This is a genomic window from Streptomyces phaeoluteigriseus (assembly GCF_001896135.2).
GTDB classification, from domain to species: Bacteria; Actinomycetota; Actinomycetes; order Streptomycetales; family Streptomycetaceae; genus Streptomyces; species Streptomyces phaeoluteigriseus.
This window is the reverse complement of the sequence record NZ_MPOH02000011.1, coordinates 63,659-87,395: the sequence shown is the minus strand read 5'-3', so window position 1 is coordinate 87,395 and position 23,737 is coordinate 63,659. Positions and strand designations below refer to the sequence as shown.

The following is a 23,737-nucleotide window of genomic DNA, read 5'->3' as shown; positions in this document are numbered from 1 at the left end:
GTCGGTCACTTCGAGGGGCGGGGGGTCGACCCGTACGCCGTCAGGAAACGGTCGCGGAAGAGGTCCATCTTCCAGACCGGGGCGTCCTTCGCCGGGCGGAGGCCGTCGGTCCAGTTCCAGGAGGCGACCTTGTCGAGGACCTTCGGGTCCTTGGCGACGATCGAGACCGGCACATCCCGGCTGGCGTTGTCGCCGCTGACGCGGGCGATGGGCTGGTGGTCACCGAGGAAGACCAGGACGGTGTCCTCGGTGCCGTAGCGCTCCAGCCACTGGGTGAGGGCGGTCACCGAGTACTCGATCGACTCGCCGTACGCCTTGCGGGACCTGGCCGAGTCGGAGATGACGTCGGAGGCCTTCTCGCCGGCCTTCTGGATGCCGTCGAAGACCGAGCCGTCGCCCACCTCGTCCCAGCCGACCATCTCCGGGAGCGGGGCCCACGGCTGGTGGCTGGAGGTCAGGATGATCTCCGACATCAGCGGCCTGTCGCGGTCCTTGCCGTGCTCCAGCCGCTGGAACGCCTCCAGCGCGTACTGGTCGGGCATCGTGGACCAGCTGAACTTCGGGCCCTGGTAGCCCATCTGGAAGGCGTTGTAGACCTTGTCGAGGCCGTAGTGCTTCTGCTCGGGCCACGCCTTCTGGATGCCGGGCATCACGCCGACCGTGTCCCAGGCCCCGGTCTTCTTGAAGATCTTGGGCAGGCTGAGGCGGTCGCTGTTCATGACGGTGCGATAGCGCTGCTGGTTGTCGATCCACAGCCCGGACAGCGTGGTGGAGTGGCCGAGCCAGCTGCTGCCGCCGAAGGTCGCCGAGGTCAGCCAGCCGCTCCTGGCGTGGTAACCGGCCTTCGTCAGCGCGTCGGTGCTCGCGGTGAGCGTCCGGTTGACGCCGGGGGCCATGACCGGGTCCTCGATCGCGCTGCGGCCGTAGCTCTCGATGAAGGTGAAGATGACGTCCTTGCCGCGCAGGTCGGGCACGAGCTGTTCGGGCGGGGTGTTGCCGAAGGCGTCCGCGCGGTTCTCCTTCGCGAACGCGGCCTCGTCCTGGAGGGTCTGCCGCACGGCCTTGGCCTTGACGGCGGTGGCGGTCACCGCGCGGTGGAAGGCGAGCGGCAGTCCGGCGTACTGGATCGAGAGGACCGAGCAGGTGATCCAGACCGTGCCGGCGATCAGCGTGCCGCGGGTCGACGCGGAGACGTCGCGCACCAGCAGGTTGCTCAGCCGGACCGCCGCCAGGGACATGACGGCGAACAGCGCGACGATCAGCAGGAGAAGGCCGGCCGTGGCCCCGAGGGCCACGGCCCCGCCCATCGAGTCCGCGACGTAGGACTGCGCGTCGTCCAGCAGGCCCCAGTCCAGGACCAGGTTGAAACCGCGGCCCAGGTACTCGGCGTACATCATGTCCAGCACGTTGACCACGGTCAGTGCCGCGAGGCCGGCCCCGAGCGCCGCCGCGGCCACCAGCCGGGGGCGGCGGGGCAGCGACAGCAGCAGGGCCGCAGCGATGATCGCCTCGCCGGGCAGCCGGACGAACTGGTCGGCCCGCAGGAGGTGCAGCTGGTTCGGCATCACCATGGCACCGAGCACGAGCGCGAGGGACAGCGCGGTCGTCGTCCACCACACCGCGCGCGCCGCCCGCGGACAACGGCCCCGCCAGGCCCGCCAGTGCGCGACACGGGACCTGAGGGTGCGCGCCGGGGTGTCGCTCTCCGGTGCCCCGCTCGGCGCCGCCTCGGGCTCCCCGGCCGCCGCGGTGTCGTCGGCGCTCGCGGGCGTGCCGTCGTCGCCGGAGTCGGGCAGATCGCGAGACCGTGTGAAGACAGGCACCCGAGGGGTCCTTCCGTACGAAGCCGGGTGGATCGGCGGATCCGGTGGTGGGGCCGGATCCGCCACCGTTTCGTACGGAGTGCCCCCGCCCGGTGTTCAACCGTCCCGGCCCGCAGTCGGCAAACACCCGGCAAACCGACGGCCCTACGCTCCGCCCACCGCCGTGAGCAGCGCCAACGGGGCCGCCGCCGAGCGGGATTCCCGCACGCAGGCGTGAGGGTACGGCACCGGTTCCGCGTGGGTGTCGCGGCCGTAGCCCGCGAGCACCTCGGGCAGGCGGTGGCCGGTCGCGGTCGCCGCGTCGACCAGGCCGTGCGCGACCGTGCGGGCCTCGTCGTGCAGGCCGTAGCGGGCCAGGCCCAGGGTGATCAGCGCGTTGTCGTGCGGCCACACCGACCCGCGGTGGTACGACAGCGGGTGGTACGCCGGCTGCCCGGCCGCGAGCGTGCGGACACCCCAGCCGGAGAAGAAGTCCGGTTCGAGGAGCCGCCGGCCGACCATCTCGCCGTACTCCTTGTCCAGCAGCCCCGACCACAGCAGATGACCGGCGTCGGAGGCGAGCGCGTCGACCTGGCGGCCCTCGCCGTCCAGCGCGAGCGCCGGGAAGGAGCGCTCCCGCATCCAGAAGTCCCGCTGGAAGCGGTCGCGCAGATCGGCGGCGGCCTGCTCGAGCAGGGCCGCGTAGGTCTCGTCCCGCCACGCCGTGCGCGCCAGGAACGCGGTGCGGCGCAGCGCGTCGTACGCGTAGCCCTGGGCGCCCGCCGCCATCACCGGCCCGGAGGCGCGGGTGCCGTCGGCCGAACAGATGGCGCCGGGGGAGTCCTTCCAGTTCTGGTTGGCGAGACCGCCCTGGTCGGCGCGGTAGACCAGGTAGCCGCGCGAGGTGAGGCCGCCGTGGTCGAGCATCCAGCCGATGGCGGCGCGGGCGTGCGGCTCCAGCCGGCGGGCGAGCGCCGCGTCACCGGTCTGCTCGACGTAGGCGCCGAGCAGGACCAGGAAGAGCGGGGTGGCGTCCACCGAGCCGTAGTAGCGGCCGTAGGGGACCTGGTGGAAGTGGGTGAGTTCGCCGTGCCGCACCTCGTGGACGATCTTGCCGGGCTGGGACACCGACTCCGGGCCGGTCTCGGTGGCCTGGGCCGCGGCCAGCGCGAGGAGCGTGGCGGCGGCCGGGTCGGGCCGGTAGGGGAGCGCGAAGAGCGAGGTGAGCAGGGCGTCGCGGCCCAGCAGGGTCAGGAACCAGGGGGCCCCGGCGGCCGGGACGCGGAGTTCCTCGCCGTCCGGACCGGTCGCGGGGACCTGGAGCGCGGCCAGGTCGGCGAGGCCCCGCGCGCAGGCGGCGGCCAGCTCGGGCCAGCCGGTCGGGAAGGCCACGCCCTCCACGAACTCGCCCTCCTTCGCCAGCAGCTTCTCGGTCAGTGCGGCGGGGGAGCGGGGGACGCGCAGGGCGCGCTTCTCGCCGTGCGGGCGGGCCATCACCCGCAGGGTCAGTTCGGCGGAGCCGTGCGGCTCCAGTTCCAGGGTCCACGCGAGGCGGCGGGCACCGGTGCCGGTCTCCTCGACGCCGTCCGGCGCGGGGTCGGCGGTCACCGTGGTGACGGACCGCCACTCACCGCGCCGGTAGCTGAACTCCACGCCGTCGTCGAGGATCTGGCGGGCCCGGACCGCGCCCGTCTTGGCGTAGGTGCGGTGGTCGGAGCGGAGTTCGAACTGGTCGGTGAAGTCGGCGTCGACGGTGAGCGCCAGCCGGACCGCCAGCGGCACCGGACGGTTGCTGACCACCCGCAGGGACTCCACGAACGAGCCGTCGCCCACCGCCTGCTCGCGGAAGAGCGTGCACGACGGCGGCTCGGTGCGACCGCCGCGCGGCACGAGCACACAGCGCGCCGCGTCCCCGTCCGCGACCGGCGCGAGCACCTCGGGCACCGCCCCGTCGACGGTGAGCTGCCAGCGGCTGAGGTGGCGCGCGTCCCTGACGAACAACCCGTCGGGGGCTCCGGCGCCGCGTACGCCGCTGATGTCCCCGCGGTCCCCGACGGCGGCGAACGTCCCGCCGTACACGAGCAGATGATGCCGGTCCGTCATCCCCGGTCCCCTCCCTTGAACGAGCTGTCGTCCCTGGCGATTGCGGTGCCGTGCGGCACGTGGTGCGTGCCGTGCGTGTCGTGCAGCAGGTCGAGCGTGAGCGCGGCGGTCCAGCTGAAGCCGGTCGCCCCGCAGGCCTCGCCGGTGTACGGGTCGACGTACTCCGCGAAGTTGGAGGTGTCGGCGACGTCCAGCACCGCCTCGCGCAGCGCGTCCGCGTACGCCCCCTCGCCGTGCAACCTGAGGCCCCGCTCGACGAGCCAGCTCGTGTTGAACCAGGCCGGCCCCCGCCAGTAGCGGTGCGGGTCGAAGGCCTCGCCCAGCAGGTCGTGGCTGGGGACGAGGCGGGTGGCGGAGCCCACCTGGAAGTGCGGGCCGCGCAGGGCCCGTACGAGACCGGAGACGACCTCGCGGGACAGGCCGGGCAGCAGCAGGGGGACCAGGCCGGAGACCCCGCGCTCGCGGATCAGGCCGTCGCCGTGCAGGTCCCGGCAGAGGAACAGGCCCTCGGCCGGGTCCCACAGCCGGTCGACGAGCGCCGCCGTCAGCCGCTGCGCCCGCGCGCGGCGGGCGGTGCCGGTGGCCCCCAGTTCCTCCGCGATCCGGGCCAGCGCGTGCTCGGAGGCGATGAGCAGGGCGTTGAAGGCGGGGTCCTCGACGGCGAACGAGGCCCGCCCGTCCGTGTACTCGCCGTCCCGGTAGTCCGTCGCCAGCCGCACGTACCGCCCGTAGTCCAGGTCCGTGGGCCGGTCCTCCGGCGCCCCGTGGGCGAGGTCGGCGCGCCGGAAGGAGCGGGCCGGGGCCGGGGCGATCCGGGCCAGCGGGGCGTCCCAGGACGGGGCGTTGTCCATCCCCTGCTCCCAGGGGTGCACGACCGACACCAGGCCGCCGCCGCCCAGGTCACGCCGGTGCAGCAGATAGCGGTGCCAGGCGGCCAACCGGGGGTAGACCCGGGCCAGGAAGCCGCGCGCCCGCGACAGGCCGGGGTCGGCGCGGTGCACCAGCCAGGCCGCCAGCGCGTGCACCGGTGGCTGCACGATGCCGGAGGTCTGTACGGTGCGCGGGGCGCCCGCAGCGCGCCCCGCGGTCGAGGAGCGCCAGAAGTCGGGGCTCGGGAAGTACGCGTCGAGCGGCACGGAGGGGTTGAAGACGATGTGCGGGATCCGCCCGTCGCCCCACTGGGCGTCCAGCAGCGTCTCCAGCTCGGTCTGCGCCCGGCGCGGGGAGACGTGCCGCAGCCCGATCGCGATGAACGCGGAGTCCCAGGACCACTGGTGCGGGTACAGACCACGCGAGGGCACGGTCGAGGTGCCCGTCCAGTTGCCGTCCAGTACCTCTATGGCCCTGAGGTGCACCGAACCGGCCGCGGTGGTCGGATCGTATACGGCGGTGTACTCCGCAGGGCGGGCGATGAGCTGGGCGGTGCGATCCACTCGGGCTCCCCGAAGAACGACGACGACGAGGCCACGGTCGACCAGTTCGGCAGTGGCTACCGTAGAGTTACGTCTATTTAACACGCAGAACCCAATATGTAATGCAGAGTTGGGAAACACAAGGGGGTGTGCATGACCGGACAGCCCGGACGGACGGGCAGGGGCGGCGGTCAGGCCGGCGCCGGAGATCTGCTCGCGCTGGTGCGGACCGGCCGGGCCACGACACGCGGTGCGCTCCAGCAGGCCACCGGACTCTCCCGGGCCACGGTCGGGCAGCGCCTGGACCGTCTCTTCCGCGCGGGCTGGCTGCGCGAGGGCGCGGGCGGCCCCGTCGACTCCCCGCTGGGCGGCCGGCCCTCCATCACGCTCGAGTTCGACGACGCGCACGCCGTCGTCCTCGCCGCCGACCTCGACACCCGGCACGCGCGCGCGGCCGTACTGTCCCTGACCGGCGAGATCCTGGCCGAGCACTCCGCCGTCCTGGCCGTCGAGGACGGCCCGGACGCCGTGCTCGGCGAGCTGGGCGGCTGGTTCGCGGAACTGCTGGAGAAGGCCGGCCGGGGGGCACGGGAGGCGTGCGGCATAGGCCTCGCCGTCCCCGGCCCGGTCGACAGCGAGACCGGACTGGTGGTCCAGCCGCCGATCATGCCCGGCTGGGACGGCTACGACATCCGCTCCCGCCTCTCCAGGGCGTTCACGGAGCGCACGGGCGTCGCACCCGTCCCGGTCCTCGTCGACAACGACGCCAACCTCATGGCGTACGGCGAACAGCGCACCGGATACCGCGACTGCTCGGCGTTCGTGCTGGTCAAGGTCTCCACCGGGATCGGCGCCGGGGTCGTGGTGGGCGGCGAGATCTTCCGGGGCGTCGACGGCGGCGCCGGTGACATCGGGCATATCCGGGTGGGCTCGGAGGCGCTGTGCCGCTGCGGCTCGCAGGGCTGTCTCGCGGCGGTCGCCAGCGGGGAGCGGTGGCCCGCCGGCTGGCCGAGACCGGGGTGCCCGCCGCCTCCGGCTCGGACGTACGCGACCTGCTCGCCGCCGGGCATCCGGGTGCGGCGGCGCTGGCCCGCGAGGCCGGCCGGCAGGTGGGCGACGTGCTGGCGACGGTCGTGACGCTGCTCAACCCGGGCGTCCTGATGATCGCCGGGGACCTCGCCGGCACCTCCTTCCTCACCGGGGTGCGCGAGCTGCTCTACCAGCGGGCGCTGCCACGCTCCACGGCGCGGCTGGACGTGGTGACCTCGCGGCTGGGCGACCGGGCGGGACTGGTGGGCGCCGGTGCCATGGTCGTGGAGCACCTGTACGCGCCGACGCGGGTGGAGGAACGGCTGCTGGCGCTGGGGGTGTGAGCGGCGTACGGCGACGTGCCACGAGCGGCGTGCGGCGACCTGTGTGACGAGCGCGTTTCCGTTGTGAGGCGGGTCCGCGGAGCGTCCGGATGGTGAAATTCCGCAGCCTGTGGAAGCGTGATTCTCGCCACCCTTGATAGGGGTAGCGCTCACATGAGCGGAACGCGCTCGTTTGCACTTCCTCAAGGGGTGGCACTCAGTGCCACCCCTTGATCGTTCATCGATCGAACTCAAACGTAGCTGGAGCCGCTCGTTCGAGCGGGAAGGCGGTCCATGAGGAGTGGATGCGTTCAAGAAGTGAAAACATCGGCTGTCCTGCGCTTGCCAAGCTTTGACTTTCGATCCGGTGGCGGACGACTGGTTACAGGCGCATGACGCACAAGTGGACGTACCCAGACGCCTTTGATCTGGGTATGTTCCTGCCCGTCAGGGCAGCCACCGCGTCCTCGAGGAGTCGAGACCCGTGTCGGAAAACAAAGATCTCCCGGTAGCCGGAACGGCCACGAGCGTTGAGGCCGTGAAGTTCGTCTACGACTTCACCGAGGGCAACAAGGACCTCAAGGACCTCCTCGGGGGCAAGGGCGCCAACCTCGCCGAGATGACCAACCTCGGCCTGCCGGTGCCCCCCGGGTTCACCATCACCACCGAGGCCTGCAAGGTCTACCTCGACAGCGGCGAGGAGCCGGCGGCACTGCGTGACGAGGTGAGTGCACACCTCGACGCCCTCGAAGAGAAGATGGGCAAGAAGCTCGGCCAGGCCGACGACCCCCTGCTCGTCTCCGTCCGTTCCGGCGCCAAGTTCTCGATGCCCGGCATGATGGACACCGTCCTCAACATCGGCCTCTCCGACAAGTCGGTCCAGGGCCTGGCCAAGCAGGCCGGCGACGACCGCTTCGCCTGGGACTCCTACCGGCGCCTCATCCAGATGTTCGGCAAGACCGTCCTCGGCGTCGACGGCGACCTCTTCGAAGAGGCGCTGGAGGCGGCCAAGGAGGCCAAGCAGGTCACGGTCGACACCGAGCTGGAGGCCGCCGACCTCAAGAAGCTGGTCACCCGCTTCAAGAAGATCGTCAAGGCCGAGGCCGGCCGGGACTTCCCGCAGGACCCGCGCGAGCAGATGGACCTCGCCATCCACGCGGTCTTCGACTCCTGGAACACCGACCGCGCCAAGCTCTACCGCCGCCAGGAGCGCATCCCGCACGACCTGGGCACCGCGGTCAACGTCTGTTCCATGGTCTTCGGCAACCTCGGCCCCGACTCCGGCACCGGCGTCGCCTTCACCCGCGACCCCGCCTCCGGCCACCAGGGCGTCTACGGCGACTACCTCCAGAACGCCCAGGGCGAGGACGTCGTCGCCGGCATCCGCAACACGGTGCCGCTCGCCGAGCTGGAGACCATCGACAAGAAGTCCTACGACCAGCTGATGCAGATCATGGAGACGCTGGAGAACCACTACAAGGACCTCTGCGACATCGAGTTCACCATCGAGCGCGGTCAGCTGTGGATGCTCCAGACCCGGGTCGGCAAGCGCACCGCGGGCGCGGCCTTCCGCATCGCCACCCAGCTCGTCGACCAGGGCCTCATCGACGAGACCGAGGCCCTCCAGCGGGTGAACGGCGCCCAGCTCGCCCAGCTGATGTTCCCCCGGTTCGACGAGGCCGCCAGGACCGAGCAGGTCGGCCGGGGCATCGCCGCCTCGCCGGGCGCCGCGGTCGGCAAGGCGGTCTTCGACTCCTACACGGCCGTGAAGTGGTCCCGCTCGGGCGAGAAGGTCATCCTGGTCCGCCGCGAGACCAACCCCGACGACCTCGACGGCATGATCGCGGCCGAGGGCATCCTGACCTCGCGGGGCGGCAAGACCTCCCACGCGGCGGTCGTCGCGCGCGGCATGGGCAAGACCTGCGTCTGCGGCGCGGAGGAACTCGAGGTCGACACCAAGCGCCGCCGGATGACGGTGCCCGGTGGGCACGTCGTCGAGGAGGGCGACCTGATCTCGATCGACGGCTCCTCCGGCAAGGTCTACCTGGGCGAGGTCCCCGTCGTGCCGTCGCCCGTCGTCGAGTACTTCGAGGGCCGTATGCACGCCGGCGCCGACGACGCCGACGAACTGGTCGAGGCCGTCCACCGCATCATGGCCTTCGCCGACCGCAAGCGTCGGCTGCGGGTCCGCGCCAACGCCGACAACGCGGAGGACGCGCTGCGCGCCCGCCGCTTCGGCGCCCAGGGCATCGGCCTGTGCCGCACCGAGCACATGTTCCTCGGCGACCGCCGCGAGCTGGTGGAACGCCTGATCCTGGCCGACACGGAGGCGGAGCGCGAGGAGTCCCTCAAGGCCCTGCTCCCGCTCCAGAAGCGGGACTTCGTGGAACTCTTCGAGGCCATGGACGGCCTCCCGGTGACGGTCCGGCTCCTCGACCCGCCGCTGCACGAGTTCCTCCCCGACATCACGGAGCTGTCCGTGCGGGTCGCCCTCGCGGAGTCCCGCGAGGAGTCCCACGAGAACGACCTGCGCCTCCTCCAGGCGGTCCACCGCCTCCACGAGCAGAACCCCATGCTGGGCCTGCGGGGCGTACGGCTCGGCCTCGTCATCCCCGGCCTCTTCACCATGCAGGTCCGTGCCATCGCCGAGGCCGCGGCCGAACGCAAGGCCGCCAAGGGCGACCCGCGCGCCGAGATCATGATTCCGCTCGTCGGCACGGTCCAGGAGCTGGAGATCGTCCGCGAGGAGGCCGACCAGGTCATCGCCGAGGTCCAGGAGGCCACCGGCACCGACCTCAAGCTGGCCATCGGCACGATGATCGAACTGCCGCGGGCCGCGCTGACCGCCGGTCAGATCGCGGAGGCCGCGGAGTTCTTCTCCTTCGGCACGAACGACCTCACCCAGACCGTGTGGGGCTTCAGCCGCGACGACGTCGAGGCCTCCTTCTTCACCGCCTACCTGGAGAAGGGCATCTTCGGCGTCTCCCCCTTCGAGACCATCGACAAGGACGGCGTCGGCTCCCTGGTCAAGGCCGCCGTCGAGGCCGGCCGTGCGACCCGCCCCGACCTCAAGCTCGGCGTCTGCGGCGAGCACGGCGGCGACCCGGAGTCCGTCCACTTCTTCCACGAGGTCGGCCTCGACTACGTCTCCTGCTCGCCCTTCCGCATCCCGGTCGCCCGACTGGAGGCAGGCCGCGCGGCCACCCAGTCGGAGGGCAGCGACCACCGCTGAGCCGGGGGTGGGGACGCTTCCCTGACGGAGCGTCCCCACCCCCACCGAACCCCGGAGCCGCCGCGGTCCCCGACCCTCAGCACCGATCGCGGCGGCTCCGGCGCACCGAGAGAGGGCGGCACCCGTGCGGGGGTGCCGCCCTCTTGGGCGGTCGCGGTGCGCCGGGAACCGCCCCTTGCGGGTCCTACTCGCAGGCCGTCCCGTCGCCGTCCCTGTCGAGGTGCCTGCCGTAGCCGGGGTCGCCCGCGTGGACGGGGGCCGCGCCCGCGGCTCGGGCCGCGGTGCAGTTGGCGTAGTGGACGGTGGTGGTCGTGTCCTCGGAGTCGGCGGGCGGGTCCTCCTCCCGCGTGTCCGCCGCTGCCGCCGGCACGGTCACCCGTACCTTCATCGTCTCCGTGGCGGTCACCGTCTCCGCCGGCTCGGGCGCGGCCGTCGCCGTGGCCGTGGCCGTGGCCGTCGTCGTCACCGTGACGGTCGGCCGGGGCTTGGCGGACAGGGGTTCCGTGTCCTTCGTGGAGTCTTCGTCGCTGCCGCCTATGCCGACCCCGATGAACAGGGCGAGGGCGAGCGCCGGCAGGACATAGCGCTTGCGGGCCCATCTCGGCGCCGGGTGAGTGGTGTACGGGTTGCTCATGTCGTCCCCCTGAGCTGGTGTCAGGGGGACGACCGTAGGGCGCCGAGGCGGGGAGTGAAGGCTACGTGTCTTATTTGTGATGAGAATGTGTGTGGCGTCGGTCGGAGGAGGCGGGGAGTCGTCCCCGGTCGTGCCCTCGCTCAGAGGCTCACCGCCACCCCCGTGAACGTCGTCGTGGGAGTCTGGGGGCTCGTGAAGCGGGCGTTGACCAGGTAGAGGCGGTTGCCGTAGCGGGCGGCGGTGGTGGGGACGTCGAAGTGGGGGGAGGTGATCGTGCGGGTGAGCGTGGCGGTGGTGGACGTGCGGTCCAGGGTCCAGACGCTGACCAGGTTCAGGCGGTTCTGGACGACGTACAGGGTGCGGCCGATGCGGTGGAGGCCGTCGCCGTTGACGACGTTCTCCTGTCCCACCAGCGTGATCTTCGTGGTGAGGCCCGTCCTGAGGTTCACCTTGTGCAGCTCGCCGGGGGTGCTCTTGACGACGATCAGGGCGCGGCCGTCAGGGGTGTCGACGATGCCGTTGGCGTTGTTGACGTCGGGCAGCTGGGTCCAGTCGCCGGTGAGCGGGAGGGCGCGGATCTCGCCGGTGCGGCCGCCGCGCGGGACGCCGTACAGGACCGCGTCGCGGGAGTCGGTGAACCAGGCGCGGCCGCCCAGCAGGGTCACGTCGTTGATGAAGTGACCGGTGGGTGCGGTGAGCTGGTGGGTGGTGAGCAGCTCGCCGGTGCGGGAGTCGATGACGCGGGCCACTCCGGTGCTGCCCGCCACGTACAGCAGGCCGTCGTGGTCCAGCTTGAGGCCGACGGCGATCTGGCCGGCGCCCCCGGCGTGGAGCACCGTGCCCTCACCGGTGCGCAGGTCGGTGCGGTAGATGCCGCCGTTGGCGCGGGAGCCCAGGTAGGCGTACGGCTTGCCGCCGATGGCGATGCCCTCGGGAAGCCAGCCGTCGGGGAGGGGGAAGACGGTCGGCCAGGTCGGCCTGGCGCCGGTCGCGTCGGCGGGGGCCGCCGTGGCCGTCAGGGTGAGGGTGGCGAGAGCGGTGCCGGCGAGGAAGGTGCGGCGGGACGGGGTGGGGGTCATGCTCGGTGCCTCCGGGGTGGGGTCGGGCGGCGGACGCGTCCTGTGGCGAGGCTCGTAGCGCCGTGAGCTGTATGTCGTACGCGACACACCGCTGCTGTGACACTTCGATGGCGAGTAACGAGCCGCCGTCCGACCGTGTTCCACCCCTTGGCTGTCAGGTTCCTTTCAATCCCGGGAGGGGCTCGGCGCCGGGACGGACCTCACGCCCGGAACGGGCCCCTCACCTCGTACGTGATCCCGCCGGACGAGCTGCCCGTCGTGCCGCGCTGGCTGGAGAAGTACAGCCGGGTGCCGTCGGGGGAGAAGGCCGGGCCGGTGATCTCCGAGCCGGACTGGCCGTCGACGCGGAGGAACGGGGCGACCACGTCGCCCGGGGTGATGATGCAGATGTCCATGGTGCCGCCGTCCTCCGCGACGAACAGGTCACCGGAGGCGGAGCCGGTGATGTTGTCGACCCCGGTGAGAGGGGCCGTGCCGGAGGTGACCAGGGAGTCGTCGTACGCCAGCTCGTAGGTGTTGCTGGTGAGGTTGAGCTGCCAGACCCGGTTGTCGCCCTTGGTCGTGAACCAGACCGTGTCGTCGGCGTAGTGGCAGCCCTCGCCGCCGTTGAAGGACTTCGAGCCGGAGACCTGGGTGCGGGTGGTGGTGGGGGAGCCGTCCGGGTCGGGGACGTTCGCCCAGGTGAAGGAGCCGGACGTGGCGCTGCCCGCGACCATCACCTGGAGCGTGCCGGAGGCCAGGCTGCCCCAGGTCGTCGGCACGAAGCGGTAGAAGCGGCCGTTCGTCTCGTCCTCGGTCAGGTAGATCACCTTGCGCACCGGGTCGGCGGCGGCGGCCTCGTGCTTGAAGCGGCCCATCGCCGGTCGCTGCACGGCCGCGTTCACGCCCCACGGGTCCGTCTCGTAGACGTAGCCCAGGGAGACCTCCTCGCAGGACAGCCAGGTGTTCCACGGGGTCTTGCCGCCCGCGCAGTTCTGCCGCGTGCCGGACAGGATGCGGTACGCGCCGGTCACCGTGCCCGTCGACGAGAACTTCACCGCACTGGCCCCGCCGGACGGGTTGATCTCCGAGTTGGAGACGTAGATCCAGCCGGTGCCGTCCGCGTAACAGGCGCCTCCGTCGGGGGCGTTGTGCCACGTGTACGACGTGCCGGGCACCGTCTGCCCGGAGCGGGCGATCACCCGGCTGGTGAAGCCGGCCGGAAGCCTGATGCCGTTCGCGTCCGGCGAGCCGAGTGCCCCGTACGGGCTCGTGCCGGGCTGTGCCGGCGCGGCGTACGCGGCGCCGCGCCACAGGGTTCCGCCGAGCACGGCGGAGGACCCGCCGAGGACGGCCGCACGCAGGAGGGTACGACGTTCCACGCTCACTCCCAAGGGGTGTCGTGACCCCCCGCGGCCGGCCGGCTGCGGGGGTCGTGCGGTCAGGGACGCTACGAGCACCGGGTGACCGTGTCGTGGACACGCCGTGACGGGAAGATGCCGGGGCCGGGACAGCGGCGGAGGGAGGACGGCCATGTCCGGCCGGAGCACGCGCGACATCCCCGACCAGGGCGGCCGCACCGCCGTCGTCTCAGCCGCCGACGGCGGGCCTTCTCCACCGGCCCGCACCCTCCTGGTGGGTGCCCTGGACTCTTCTCGACGACCGGGCGGGAGAACGGCCGTGGACGGAGTCGCGGCGGCTGACCGGGGTGTCGTACGGCGTGACGGCGTGACGACGGGGCGGGCGGGGTGAGCCGTCAGTGGGGGGCATGCCCCCGCGGGTAACTCTGCGCGTAGCCGTCCGTGTACCCCGGGCCGTACCCGTGGGCGGCGTGTTCCTCCGTGTACCCGGGGGCGTACTCCTGCGCGTACCTCTCCGCGAAGTCCTCCGGCATCGGGCGGGTGTCCAGGTAGAACCACTCGGCGGCGGTAGCGACGCGGAAGACGTCCCCGTCGGTGAACAGGGCACGTTTGACGTTCTCGGCCCCGGTGACGATGCAGCACATGGCGTCGGAGAGGTCCGGGGTCATGTGGGAGAGGTTGTCCAGGGCGGTGACCCATCCGGCGGCCACGGCCGCGATCAGGTTCTCTTCGTCCTTGGGTGCCCGGCGGAGGTCCCCGGTCATGCCCTCGATGATCCGTACGAGCATCCGCCCACCGGTGGACTTGCCCGCGCCCTGCGGCCCGGTGAGGAACGGGGCCGGGACGGGCACGGACGGCCCGAGACAGCCGATGAGCCAGGCGATTGCCAGGCACTCCGTTTCGGCGTTGGCGAAGTTGCACAGCCGCATCAGCAGGTCGATGCCTTTGCCGTCGGTGTCCTTGGTCGGCAGGGGCAGTTCCCCGGTGAGCTGGGTGCGGCGCCAGCAGACTTCCTGCGGGTCAGGGGTGAGGATGTCCCAGCCGGTGGGGTGGATACGCACGGACTGCCCGTCACTGCGGCCTAGGTCCAGCCATGTGGCCCCGTCGTATCCGGGGGCGACGCGGATGTGCACGGGCTGGACGTCCTCGGTCAGTGCGAGTGCTTCGATCAAGTCGAGCGCCTCCTTCATGGCGGTGCCGTTGAAGACGCCGATGCCGTCCTTGAACAGTCCGACCATGAGTTCTTGCCGGTGGCTTCCCGTGGTGCCCTGGGAGCGGATCGGGCGGGCCACGGGGTGGCCGTTGCGCTGCGCGTACACGGTTCCGTCGGCGGTGCGGAAGTACCGGAAGTGGGATTGCGCGTAGTCGGTGATGACCTTGCGGGCGGGGTCCTTGTCGTCGTCGGACATGGGTCACAGTCCCAACGTGGTGGAGGCGTTGTTCCACGCGTCCGTGCAGTGCCGCAGGGACTCGCCCTTGGCCTGCGCGGCGGTGAACAGCCGGGCGACGTGGGTGTCGGTGAGGCAGCCGCACCGGCCGTGCCTAGACAGCACCGCGAGGAACGTCCGGTACACGGTCGCGTGGATCGCGCTGTGCGCCTCGGTGATGCGCCGTTCGGCCATCGCGATGCCGCGCTCCAGGTAGGAGGGTGTGCGGTGCGGGCACTCCCCGGCCCCGGCCCCTGCGGGCACGGTGCCGACGTGCTGCGCCGACCGGACGGAGGAAGGCTTCTTGACCGCGAGGGCGCGCACGGCGTCTGGCAGGTCGGTCATGGTGCCGGTGCCGGGTCCGAGGTAGCGGGCGTAGGACATGGACGACTTGATGTCGACGCCGGGCCGGACCGCGTTGCGCGATGGCATGGTGCCCCGGTAGATCCAGTGCTCACCGCGTGTCGTCGGCACCGTGCGCGTGGCCGGCAGGGCGGTACGAGCCCACGCGATGGCGTCCGCGTTGTCCAGGTCGACGACGGTCAGCCCGGCGGCGCCGGGGTGGTACGCAATGCAGACGGCCCGCCGCCACGCCGCCGCCCACGGGGGCGAGACGATGACCGCCGGGTCGGTGGTGGCGGCGGCCCACGCGTGGCAGACGCCAGGGCACGAGCAGGGCCCCGGTGTTTTCATGTTCGGTCGGCCGCCGCACGTGTTGCCCGCGCAGGTGGGGCAGTTGCCGAACGGGACCTTGCCTCGGCGCAGGGGCAGCACTGGCACGCCGGTAGCGGCCAGTGCCAGAGCAGTCGGCAAGGGTTCGGGGAGCGCGCTCATGCCGCCGTGCCCTCGCCGGATCAGGGTCGGTTGCGTCATGCTGGGAGACCTCCACAGGTCAAGTGGTTGGCAGGTGGACAAGGGCGGCCCCGGTGTTCTTGGCGGAATCGGGGGCCGCCCTTGGCGTAGCTAGAAGTCGGTGCCGGTCATGTGGGCGATGGGGCCGGGGCAGTAGCTGTCGGGGCAGTCGCAGCCGTTGCACTCGTTGCAGATGTCGCCGGAGCACTCGTCACACAGGAAGTGGCCGGGGCATCCGTAGTCGCCGCACTCGTCGCAGTACTCGTCTTCGAACATGCAGTGATCTCCTCTGGTCAGCCGTGGAAGTGGTTGCGCTTGATCACGGCTTTGCGGATGTTGACCGTGGTTCTGCCGTGGTGGCCGCTCGCGCTGAAGACCTGGACAGCGATCCATCCGCCGAAGATCACGGCGGCGAGGATGATGAGCTGGCCGATGAAGGCGGTCAGGGCGGCGATGAACGAGGTGAGCAGGAGTAGACCGCCGCACACGGCGAGGAACCCGATGCCCCCGAGGGCGACGTTCACCGCCATGCGGGACACGGCCGGCTTGGTGGTGATCGGTTCCGGCTGAGCCGGTGCCACGGCGTAGCCGGTGACGACGCGGCCGTCCGGCAGGACGACGCTCGCCACGGCCGGGATGTGGCCCGGCTGGACGGGAACGACCGGCGCCGCGTGTACGGCGGGGGTGATCGGGGTGGGGTGGTGGACCACGAGGGGCGCGGTCCGGTGGGTGGTGGGTTCGTTCACGGCCGGGTCTCCTTCAGTTGCCGAGCGCGGACAGGGCGTCGGCGGATGCCTGCACGAGGTTGTGGATGGGCTCGTACGCGCCGGTGCCGGCGGCGAAGAAGCCGAAGAGGAACAGCACGATGGCCGCGCCGCCCCCGGCGGACTTGGTCTTGACGGCGAGGGCGGAGGCGGCGCCGAACAGCAGCACGGCGGAGATGTTGAGGATCATCGGAGTCCTTCCGGGCGGGGGGCGTCGGTTCCGGCGCGGTAGATGCGGGCCCAGCGGTTGTAGAGCCAGCGACCGACGCGGATGCGCTTGCCGGTGGCCTTGCAGTGGCGGCAGTCCTTGCCGCGCTTCATGCGGCCCTTGCGGTCGGTCTTGAGTGCGTGGCCCATGCCGCGGCACTTGCGGCAGTCGCCGAACGGCGAGGCAGCACACACGGCGACATAACACAACGTGACGCCGAGAATCAGGACGATAGCGAGCAGGGCAGAGGGCATGACGGGCCCTTCCAGGCAGGTTTCAGGGGTTTCCGCAGGTGGGCCGCTATCCGCTAGCGGCCTGATCAGAGTGGGTTTGGGGCGCTAGCGGGGCCGCTAACGTTAGCGGGGTGTGCCGCTATCGTTAGCGGCCCCGAAGCGTCAGCCCGCGTCCCGCTTCCCGTCACGCTCCGCAACAGCGGCGGCGATGTGGGCGCGGACGATGCCGCGTCGGTTGACGACCTTGCCGTCCACCCGTCGGCCGATCTGCACGGTCTCGACGCCGTGCGGCTTGAGCGCGGCGGCGAGGGATTCGGCGTCCCAGCCGCTGTAGACGTCCTCGCGCAGTTCGGCGAGGCGGGCGACGACGGTTTCGGACCACGCCTTGGGTTCGTCGGCGGGGACGACGGCGAGGATGTCGGCGAGCAGGTCGTAGCCGGACGCGACCGGCTCGGGTGCCTCCCCGAGCGCGTAGCCGGACAGCAGTCCGGCCTTCTCGCGGATCCTGCGGGCGCGGGCGGCGATGCCGTCCGCGCCGGGGGCGTCCACGTAGACGGAGGAGACGATGCGGGCATCGGAGCCTTCACCGACGAAGTAGTGGATGCCCTTGTCTCCCCAGGCGAACATGGTGGCCCGCACGCCGCGTTTGTAGGCGGAGGTGCCGAGCACCATGTCGTTCTCCAGCTGGCCCATGACCTTCAGGCACCAGCGGGCCGACGCGTTCGCGCTGATGCCGGTGGGCAGTGCCTTGGCGTCCGGGCGCTGGGTGGCGAGCAGCAGCACGATCCCGGTCGCGGGGCCGCGCTTGACCAGGTCGGTGCCGATCTCCTCGAACTCCTTGCCGTGCTCGGGGTGTTCGAAGAGCACCTGGCACTCGTCCACGCCGATCACGATCGGGTGCAGTCCAAGCGAGCGCTTGTCTGCAAGCTGGCTGGTCACCTTCGACTCGGGGCAGATGTCCCGGGGCAGGGAGCGGATCACCTTGGTGCGGCGGCGCAGTTCCTCCCGCAGCGCCCGCCAGTCGTTCAGGCAGTACAGGATCGCTTCGTCGTCGTCGCCGGCGGCGTGCCGGTGGGAGACGGCGTTGCCGACCGGGTCCAGGTCGCCGGTGCCCTTCATGTCGTAGGTGTGCAGCTCGGCGCGCGGGTCCAGGGCGGCGATGAGCAGAAGCAGCCTGAGCAGGAACGTCTTGCCCATGCGGGGGATGGCGCCGATGATGCCCGCGATGTACATCAGCGTGACCTCGACCCAGCGTCCGCGCTGGTCGGTGCCGTACGCGACGGGCTTGAACAGATCCACGCTTCCCGCAGTGAGCAGCGGCCACTTGGGCTTCTTGGCCTTGTTCATGTCCTGATCGCCCACCCACAGCACCAGGTGCCCGGTGTGCTCGTCCGGCACCGCCTCCGGCCACACACACCCGAGGGGACGCCGCAGGCCGGAGGCGAGCCGGTCGCGGCGCTCGATGACGTCGGTGACCGTGACGCCGTAGGGGAGGTTGCCCTCCGCCTGCCAGCCGGGGCCGTCGCGGGTGATCGGGGCGGTGAACTCGAACCCGTCGCGGCCCTTGGCCTGCGCCTGGTTGATGGCCGGGATGCCGAGCGAGCCGAGCGCCCGCAGCACGATGTCACTGGTGAGCTTGACCGCGGTGGGCAACTCCACAGCCCGGTGGATGACCGGGGCATCCGCGCGGCGGCCGGCCGCTCCGAGCGCCAGCACGACCGCGCCGACCGACAGGGCCTGAAGCCAGTCGGGGGCGAGCACGTAGATGGCGAGCGCGGCCCCCAGTCCGGTGAACATCGCCAGCACGGCGACGAGGGTGCGCAGTCGAACCCGTCCGTCGCGCTGCCGCGACAGCTTCAGGTACTCCGCCGCGTCCTCGCGGCGCACGGTGGCGAGTCGGACCGGCTCGCCCTCGCGGTCGGCCACCCACCGCATCGTGCCGCCCACGAACCTCGCGGCCCCGGACGGCGCTTGCAGGGTGAGGCGGAGGGCGTAGACCGGGGCACGGAGTGCGTGGTAGCCGACCGAGTGGGCGTAGTGGCGGGCCACCCACGCGGCGGCGGTCCGCAGTTCCGCCAGGGACCGCAGCCACACCGGTACGACCGCCCGGCGCTGCGCTGCGGCCAGCCGACCGAGGTAGCCCGGACCGACGGCGGTCACGGTCGGCTGGTCGACCATGACGGGCGCGGTCGGGTCGGCCGACTCGGCATCGGTCACCTTCTCGCGTGCGGCGCGGTGCTTGTCGAGGTCGACCACCGCAGCGGCCGGCGCGGCGGGGGTGTCGGCCATCTCGGCTTCCAGCCGGTTGAACAGTTCGTCGTCGTCGGGGTGCTTCACTGAGTGTCCTTCCACTTCTGGTGTGAGGGAGGGAGGGCGGCCCGGCCGGCGCTGTGAGAGGTGGGCGGCCGGGCCCGTCGGTTCATGCGGCGCGCTGTTCGTCGGGGTAGGCGCAGGGCACGCACATGCCGAGCGAGGTCGGGATGACGTAGCCCGCATCCCGCCCGCACTCGGGGCAGATACGGCGGGCGGTGTTGGCCTTGGCCAGCGCCGCCCACTTCGCCTCCGTCATGGGCCGGACCGGTTTGGCCAGGTCGATGCGGTAGAGGTAGGCGACCAGCGGCGGACGGCGCCGGCGCGGCCCGTGGTGCTCGCATCCCGACGCACCGACGTTGGCGGCGTCCAGGACCGTCACGGCCACCGGCCCGGAGCAGGCATCCGGGTCCTCGGGGTGGGCCGCAGGGCAGCGCGTCACGACCGCTCCTCCCGGACCGCGAGCGGGTCACCGGAGGTGGCCGCGACCACGCGCTTCCACGCAGCTCGCAGCCGGACTTCGGAGGCGGAGTGTCCGGCGGTCCGGAACCGGTGAGCCATCTCCCGGTACGACAACGGCGGGGTCTGGCTGTGCCGGATGTGATCCACCAACGCGTCCAGCGCATCGTCACTCAGTGCGGGGGCCGTCTCCAGTGCCAGCGTCGCCACCGGCTCGATGGGGCCCCAGACGGGCAGGTCCCATCGGGGTGTGACGCCGGGTGTGACGTCCCGCGTCACGCTGGTCAGCGCCCTGTCGGTGTCCTCGCCATGACGAGCCGTCTCCAGCGTCGACCACGCCCGCGACAGCGCTTCGGCGGTCTTTGCCTGCACGCGTGCGACGCGGGCACCGGCCGCCGTCACGGCCGTCAGCCGCGTCTCCTCCGTGGCGGCCTCCGCCCGCAATCGGGCACGGGCCACGGCCGCCTCGTCACGGGCCTCTTGCTGAATACCCCGGATCGCCCCGAGCGCCGTCGGAGTGAGCGCGGTGCGCTCCCACAGCCCATGCACCAGCCACAGCGCCTTGGCCGCAACCGGCAGCCACGCCACGGCCAGCCACGCGCCGGCGGACTCCTCAGCGGTCAGCGCGTGGGCCACCAGGACGCCGGCCGCGATCAGACCGAAGAACCAGCCGACACCGGTCACCGCGGGATTGTGGTCACCCTGCGCGGCCAGTCGGCGTTCGTAGGCGAGGGTGGCCAGCCATCCCCCATCGATCCCCAGACCGACGACCACGGCCACGGGCCATGGCACCGCCGTGCCCAGCCACATCACGACCACGGCCAGGGTGAGCACCATGGACACCGCCGTCATCGCTACGGCGGGCAGTACGGTCTTGGCCCTCATGCCGCACCCCCCGGCAGGCTCTCACCGGCCGCACGGTTGACCAGCGCGACCCGCGCGGCCAGCGCCCGTCGGCGGGCCCGACGGATGCGGCGGTCGTCCAGCTCACTCGGGGTGCGGTCCAGGGTGACGATGTGCGCGTCCAACAGGTCGACGTCCGCCAGGATGACGGGCATCTCCTGCTCGGTCGCGTCCAACTCAGCGTCCGTCGGCTCCATCCACGGAGCGAACGCGGTAACAGCGTCCTGAACAGTGACGATGTGGCTCATTGGGTCGTGGTTCCTTTCGCAGAGGGACGGCCCGAACAGCGGCCCCGGAGTTGCACCTCCGGGGCCGCGCGCCGTTGTGGTGAGGACCTCTCGTATTCACGAGCGGCCACGGCCACCCGGCACCAAGCGCCGTGTATGACGCTGGTGTCGGGGACCGTGAGCACGGGTGCTCAGCGCGGGTTCAGACGGCCCGCGAAGGTTCTATGCAGTCAGATCAAGCAATGCCAGCTACCGCCCCGGAGGGCGGATCCGGGCAGGTCACCCGGCCCGACATGGGCGGTCGGGATGGTGACCCGCACCCATCGACCACCCCTGTTCAGGTGGCTGGGTCGGCACTCTGTTGAGTTCTTTGCAGTGCGGAATCCGGGCCTTGCTTCCGGGCACTGACACGGCCGGTGAAGCCCTCTTCGGGCCTCGCGTTCCGGCGTGAGCTCAGATTGACCTAGGTCAATCTGACTGTCAAGAGGGTGCGGCAGAAGAGCGTGAGATTGACCTAGGTCCGGTTACTCTCGGAGGTATGGATCAGAGCCCTGAAGTGCCCAAGCCCACACCGACGGCCAAGGAGATTGCGGCGCACTTCCGCGGAAAGATCACGGGCCCCGATCGCGAGTACGACCCGGGGGACCGGCTTCCGGCTGCTCGCTCGCTCGCCAAGGAACTTGGCGTGCAGCTCATGACCGTTCAAAGTGCGTACGGCCAACTCCGTGACGAGGGGCTGATCCTCACTCAGCAGGGACGCGGGACGTTCGTCCGTGATCCTGCGGTACCCCTCGGCACCGAGCCAGGCAGCAGCCCTGCTTTCGCGGCCCTGGCCGCAGAGCTCAGCACGATTCATGACGCTCTCCATTTGCTCGGGGAGCGGCTTGACCGGCTTGAGCGTCTTGTGGGTAGCGAGACTCCACCTGCGCCGTGAGTTCGTCCGCACGCTTCAGCAGTCGCTCAACCTTGACGCGGGCATCCCTCAAACTCGCTTTGATCAAAGCGAGTTCAGCAGGAGTCATGCCTTCCAGCTCGCCGCTTCGCTCATTGATCCCTGACATGCCAATGAGCATGTGGCCGTGAACGGCAGAGGACCCGGACAAAGTGTCCGGGTCCTATTTCCTTGCAGGTCAGGAGGGTTGACGCCTCGCTATCTGGTGACTTCGTCCACGGCGTCCAGCACTGCCCCCCAGGGGAGATCCCTCCCCGCCGGCGCCTCGCGCGGCTCGTACAGCGGCCACACCGCCGGGCCGGAGATAATGCGCACGCCTCCGGCCTTAAGGGTCTCGATGTGGTGCTGCCATGCCGGATGACGAGCGTGCGCCGCGTTCACCCGAGGGAAGACGACTACCGGCAACCCGATGGTGCCGATTGCCTCGCCCACCTGCGTCAGCGCCTGGTTGTCCATCAGGCCCGTGGCGAGCTTGGCCACCATGTTGGCCGACGCGGGGGCTACCACGTAGCAGTCAACCGGCGGGTGCGGTCGGGCCTCGCCAGGCAGGCGCCGTTCATCGCGTACGGGCAGGCCAGTCAGCTTCTCCAACTGCTCAACCTCGCCGCCTATCCGCAGCCATTGACCGGCGGTCGGCGTCAGAGTGACGGCCACCTGCCATCCGCGCTCCATGGCAGGCTCAACCAGCCCGGTGCGCAACGTCTCTACGCCTCCGGCTGCTGACCCGACGACTCCAAGCACCCCGCGCTTGCCTGAACTCACTGCACCGCCCTGCACCGTTGAGCCATCACGAACACCTCGGACGATCGCGAGCCGCCGGTGACTGGTGATTGTTTGATCAAGTCCCGCAGCGTCTCGCGCACCCTTGGATTGTTGCGCACGAGCTGCGGCGATGTTCGCTCAGCCGTGCGGAGTTCTGTGAACGCTTCATCGCCTTGCCCGTTGAGCGACAGCGCACGAGCGAAGTCGATGCGGTGGGACACGCTGCGTTCCTGCGGCATGTGGTCGACGTTGATCCGGCCGTGTTCCACCACGTACGACACATTGTCGAGGTCCAACTCAACCGACAGCCGGTGAAGCAGGGCGTTTGTGGGTCCGAAGCTGGTCTGCCAGTAGTTCTCATCCGAGCCGAGGTCATCCGCGAGTGCCTCGGCTCGATCCAGCAGGTCGGTTGCGGTGGGCCGGTCCTGGTGGCGGGCCGCTGCCACAGCGGCCCGCAGGTGGATCATCCCCAGCAAACTCAGTGCCGCGGGGTCGTTGTCGGTCACCTGAGACGAGAGCCATGCAGCGGCCGTGTTACCCAGCTCCAATGCGTCGTCGTACCGGCCGTTGGCCAATAGGGCGTGCGTGCCGGACCGTGCGGCAGACGCCAACACGAGCGGGTCATCCGACTCGTCTGCGGCACGCATCGCGCGCTCGGCAGCGAGCCATGAGATGTCCGATTCACCGATCTTCGCGAGCGTCGTTGCCGCGAGGTGGTGGGTACGGGCCGACACTGCCCAGCAGTCGCTCCGATCCTCGCCGCGCCGTGCGGCTCGCTCCTCCAGCTCATGTGCGGTCTGGAGGAGCGCGGGAAGGGCGGCGATGACGCTACCGAGCCGCCCGCCCTGGTAGTCGTTCCATGCCTGCTCCACACGGACGGCCACGGGCGCCGGCACGGGGAGCTGAACCTCAGCCTCGGGGCCGAAGAGCAGACGAGACAGCCGGCGCGGGCTCATGAGCGCGTCGCGCACGGCCGGAACGTCGTCCTGCTGCTTCTCGTCCTCCATGAGCACGGTCTGACCGAGCAGGTCTCCGAGAGGTACGCGCAGGATGCGTGACAGCTCTGCGAGCATGTCGATACGGGGCGGCTTCCTACGGCCAGTTTCAATCTTTGCCAGCCAGTCGGTGCTACGCCCGACCAGGCCGGCGAGCACCTCTTGCGTGTAGCCGCGACGCTTCCGGTAGAACGCGATCCGCTCACCGATGCTGAGGTGATCTCCAAGACCACGCATTACGTGCTGCCTCCCGGTGGCTGTAGGGACCCGTTTCACCGTACAGAGCTGACGAACGGGCGGGTAGCCGGCGCATCCTCTGCCGCATGCCCACGGCAAGAGTGCCGGTCTAAGCAGACGGCGACCCGGGGACACTTTGTCCGGGCCGTAGGTGTCCGGTTGGCACCAGCGGTCGCTATCGTCGTCCCCTGACGGCCGGGGGAGGAATCATGTCAACAGTCACAGCACGAGCGAGCCTCGCTGCAGTGTCCGTAGTGGTCGCTACAGCGGCGGGGATTGTGACCAACATAGCTACCGATGAGCCGAATATTGCGTGGTGGGTAACGCTCGGATGCCTATTACTACTCGGAGCCCTCACTCAGGTCGGACTGACGCTTTTCGAGGGGCGTTCTTCTGACGTCACGGCAGCCGGAGTGGGCAGCGTCGCAGTAGGCGGTACGACGCGCGGGTCAGT

At 70.9% G+C, this 23,737-nt stretch carries 20 protein-coding genes and 2 pseudogenes; 4 read left to right on the top strand and 18 right to left on the bottom strand.

Annotation, left to right across the window (positions count from 1 at the left end; translation table 11 throughout):
• Positions 1 to 5: 5 nt before the first annotated feature.
• From BM536_RS11540 to BM536_RS11530, 3 genes are all read right to left on the bottom strand, one after another.
• The gene (locus BM536_RS11540; protein WP_245873452.1) at positions 6 to 1,823 is read right to left on the bottom strand and encodes an alkaline phosphatase family protein; all 1,818 of its coding nucleotides are present in this window, start codon (positions 1,821 to 1,823) and stop codon (positions 6 to 8) included.
• Between the two features lie 144 nt (positions 1,824 to 1,967).
• A complete protein-coding gene (locus BM536_RS11535) occupies positions 1,968 to 3,905 on the bottom strand; it encodes an amylo-alpha-1,6-glucosidase (RefSeq protein WP_094102894.1) in 1,938 nt (645 codons plus the stop codon).
• Positions 3,902 to 5,338 carry an MGH1-like glycoside hydrolase domain-containing protein gene (locus BM536_RS11530; RefSeq protein ID WP_073497347.1) on the bottom strand — a complete coding sequence of 479 codons (1,437 nt, stop codon included), beginning with the start codon at positions 5,336 to 5,338 and terminating at the stop codon, positions 3,902 to 3,904. Before BM536_RS11530 ends, BM536_RS11535 begins: the two co-directional genes overlap by 4 nt.
• Before the next feature lie 132 nt (positions 5,339 to 5,470).
• Between BM536_RS11530 and BM536_RS11525 the strand changes: the two are divergent.
• Both BM536_RS11525 and ppdK read left to right on the top strand, forming a co-directional pair.
• A pseudogene (locus BM536_RS11525) lies at positions 5,471 to 6,690 on the top strand (ROK family transcriptional regulator).
• 463 nt (positions 6,691 to 7,153) lie between these two features.
• A complete protein-coding gene (gene ppdK, locus BM536_RS11520; RefSeq protein WP_073497345.1) occupies positions 7,154 to 9,901 on the top strand; it encodes a pyruvate, phosphate dikinase in 2,748 nt (915 codons plus the stop codon).
• A 184-nt stretch (positions 9,902 to 10,085) separates the two neighbouring features.
• Here ppdK and BM536_RS11515 read toward each other — a convergent pair whose 3' ends face one another.
• From BM536_RS11515 to BM536_RS11505, 3 genes are all read right to left on the bottom strand, one after another.
• Positions 10,086 to 10,535: an excalibur calcium-binding domain-containing protein gene (locus BM536_RS11515; RefSeq protein ID WP_073497344.1), complete on the bottom strand. Its 450-nt coding sequence runs from the start codon at positions 10,533 to 10,535 to the stop codon at positions 10,086 to 10,088.
• Positions 10,536 to 10,675: 140 nt separating this feature from the next.
• Positions 10,676 to 11,614, bottom strand: coding sequence for an SMP-30/gluconolactonase/LRE family protein (locus BM536_RS11510; protein WP_094102892.1), 939 nt, complete (start codon positions 11,612 to 11,614; stop codon positions 10,676 to 10,678).
• Positions 11,615 to 11,814: 200 nt separating this feature from the next.
• On the bottom strand, positions 11,815 to 12,975 hold the full coding sequence (locus BM536_RS11505; RefSeq protein WP_073497350.1) for an alkaline phosphatase PhoX: 1,161 nt from the start codon (positions 12,973 to 12,975) through the stop codon (positions 11,815 to 11,817).
• A 151-nt stretch (positions 12,976 to 13,126) separates the two neighbouring features.
• Here BM536_RS11505 and BM536_RS44795 point away from each other — a divergent pair, with 151 nt between their 5' ends.
• Entirely contained in the window at positions 13,127 to 13,345 is a 219-nt protein-coding gene (locus tag BM536_RS44795; protein WP_211362898.1) for a hypothetical protein, read from the top strand.
• Between the two features lie 157 nt (positions 13,346 to 13,502).
• Here the strand turns inward: BM536_RS44795 and BM536_RS11500 are convergent.
• From BM536_RS11500 to BM536_RS11460, 10 genes and pseudogenes are all read right to left on the bottom strand, one after another.
• Positions 13,503 to 14,363 (bottom strand): annotated as a pseudogene (locus BM536_RS11500) (ATP-binding protein); the annotation flags it as partial.
• 3 nt (positions 14,364 to 14,366) lie between these two features.
• Positions 14,367 to 15,254 (bottom strand): bifunctional DNA primase/polymerase, encoded by an 888-nt coding sequence (locus tag BM536_RS11495; protein ID WP_211362866.1) that lies wholly within the window; start codon positions 15,252 to 15,254, stop codon positions 14,367 to 14,369.
• A 90-nt stretch (positions 15,255 to 15,344) separates the two neighbouring features.
• On the bottom strand, positions 15,345 to 15,509 hold the full coding sequence (locus BM536_RS41190; RefSeq protein ID WP_170109904.1) for a hypothetical protein: 165 nt from the start codon (positions 15,507 to 15,509) through the stop codon (positions 15,345 to 15,347).
• Positions 15,510 to 15,526: 17 nt separating this feature from the next.
• Positions 15,527 to 15,979, bottom strand: a complete 453-nt coding sequence (locus BM536_RS11490; protein WP_073492948.1) for a hypothetical protein — start codon at positions 15,977 to 15,979, stop codon at positions 15,527 to 15,529.
• Between the two features lie 13 nt (positions 15,980 to 15,992).
• Positions 15,993 to 16,187, bottom strand: a complete 195-nt coding sequence (locus BM536_RS11485) for a hypothetical protein (protein ID WP_073492950.1) — start codon at positions 16,185 to 16,187, stop codon at positions 15,993 to 15,995.
• Positions 16,184 to 16,459, bottom strand: a complete 276-nt coding sequence (locus tag BM536_RS11480) for a hypothetical protein (RefSeq protein ID WP_073492952.1) — start codon at positions 16,457 to 16,459, stop codon at positions 16,184 to 16,186. The genes BM536_RS11485 and BM536_RS11480 overlap by 4 nt, the downstream gene beginning before the upstream one ends.
• Positions 16,460 to 16,600: 141 nt before the next feature.
• On the bottom strand, positions 16,601 to 18,775 hold the full coding sequence (locus BM536_RS11475; RefSeq protein WP_094102891.1) for a cell division protein FtsK: 2,175 nt from the start codon (positions 18,773 to 18,775) through the stop codon (positions 16,601 to 16,603).
• Positions 18,776 to 18,857: 82 nt separating this feature from the next.
• Positions 18,858 to 19,136, bottom strand: a complete 279-nt coding sequence (locus BM536_RS11470; protein ID WP_094102890.1) for an RRQRL motif-containing zinc-binding protein — start codon at positions 19,134 to 19,136, stop codon at positions 18,858 to 18,860.
• Positions 19,137 to 19,186: 50 nt separating this feature from the next.
• Positions 19,187 to 20,092: a protein spdB gene (locus BM536_RS11465; protein ID WP_073492955.1), complete on the bottom strand. Its 906-nt coding sequence runs from the start codon at positions 20,090 to 20,092 to the stop codon at positions 19,187 to 19,189.
• The gene (locus BM536_RS11460) at positions 20,089 to 20,358 is read right to left on the bottom strand and encodes a DUF6284 family protein (protein ID WP_073492957.1); all 270 of its coding nucleotides are present in this window, start codon (positions 20,356 to 20,358) and stop codon (positions 20,089 to 20,091) included. Before BM536_RS11460 ends, BM536_RS11465 begins: the two co-directional genes overlap by 4 nt.
• A gap of 517 nt (positions 20,359 to 20,875) precedes the next feature.
• Here BM536_RS11460 and BM536_RS11455 point away from each other — a divergent pair.
• Positions 20,876 to 21,271, top strand: coding sequence for a GntR family transcriptional regulator (locus tag BM536_RS11455; protein WP_073492959.1), 396 nt, complete (start codon positions 20,876 to 20,878; stop codon positions 21,269 to 21,271).
• A gap of 216 nt (positions 21,272 to 21,487) precedes the next feature.
• Here the strand turns inward: BM536_RS11455 and BM536_RS11450 are convergent, their stop codons facing one another.
• Both BM536_RS11450 and BM536_RS11445 read right to left on the bottom strand, forming a co-directional pair.
• Complete coding sequence (locus BM536_RS11450) at positions 21,488 to 22,030, bottom strand: flavoprotein (protein WP_073492981.1); 543 nt, start codon at positions 22,028 to 22,030, stop codon at positions 21,488 to 21,490.
• Between the two features lie 17 nt (positions 22,031 to 22,047).
• Positions 22,048 to 23,283 carry a helix-turn-helix domain-containing protein gene (locus BM536_RS11445; protein ID WP_073492961.1) on the bottom strand — a complete coding sequence of 412 codons (1,236 nt, stop codon included), beginning with the start codon at positions 23,281 to 23,283 and terminating at the stop codon, positions 22,048 to 22,050.
• Positions 23,284 to 23,737 lie beyond the last annotated feature (454 nt).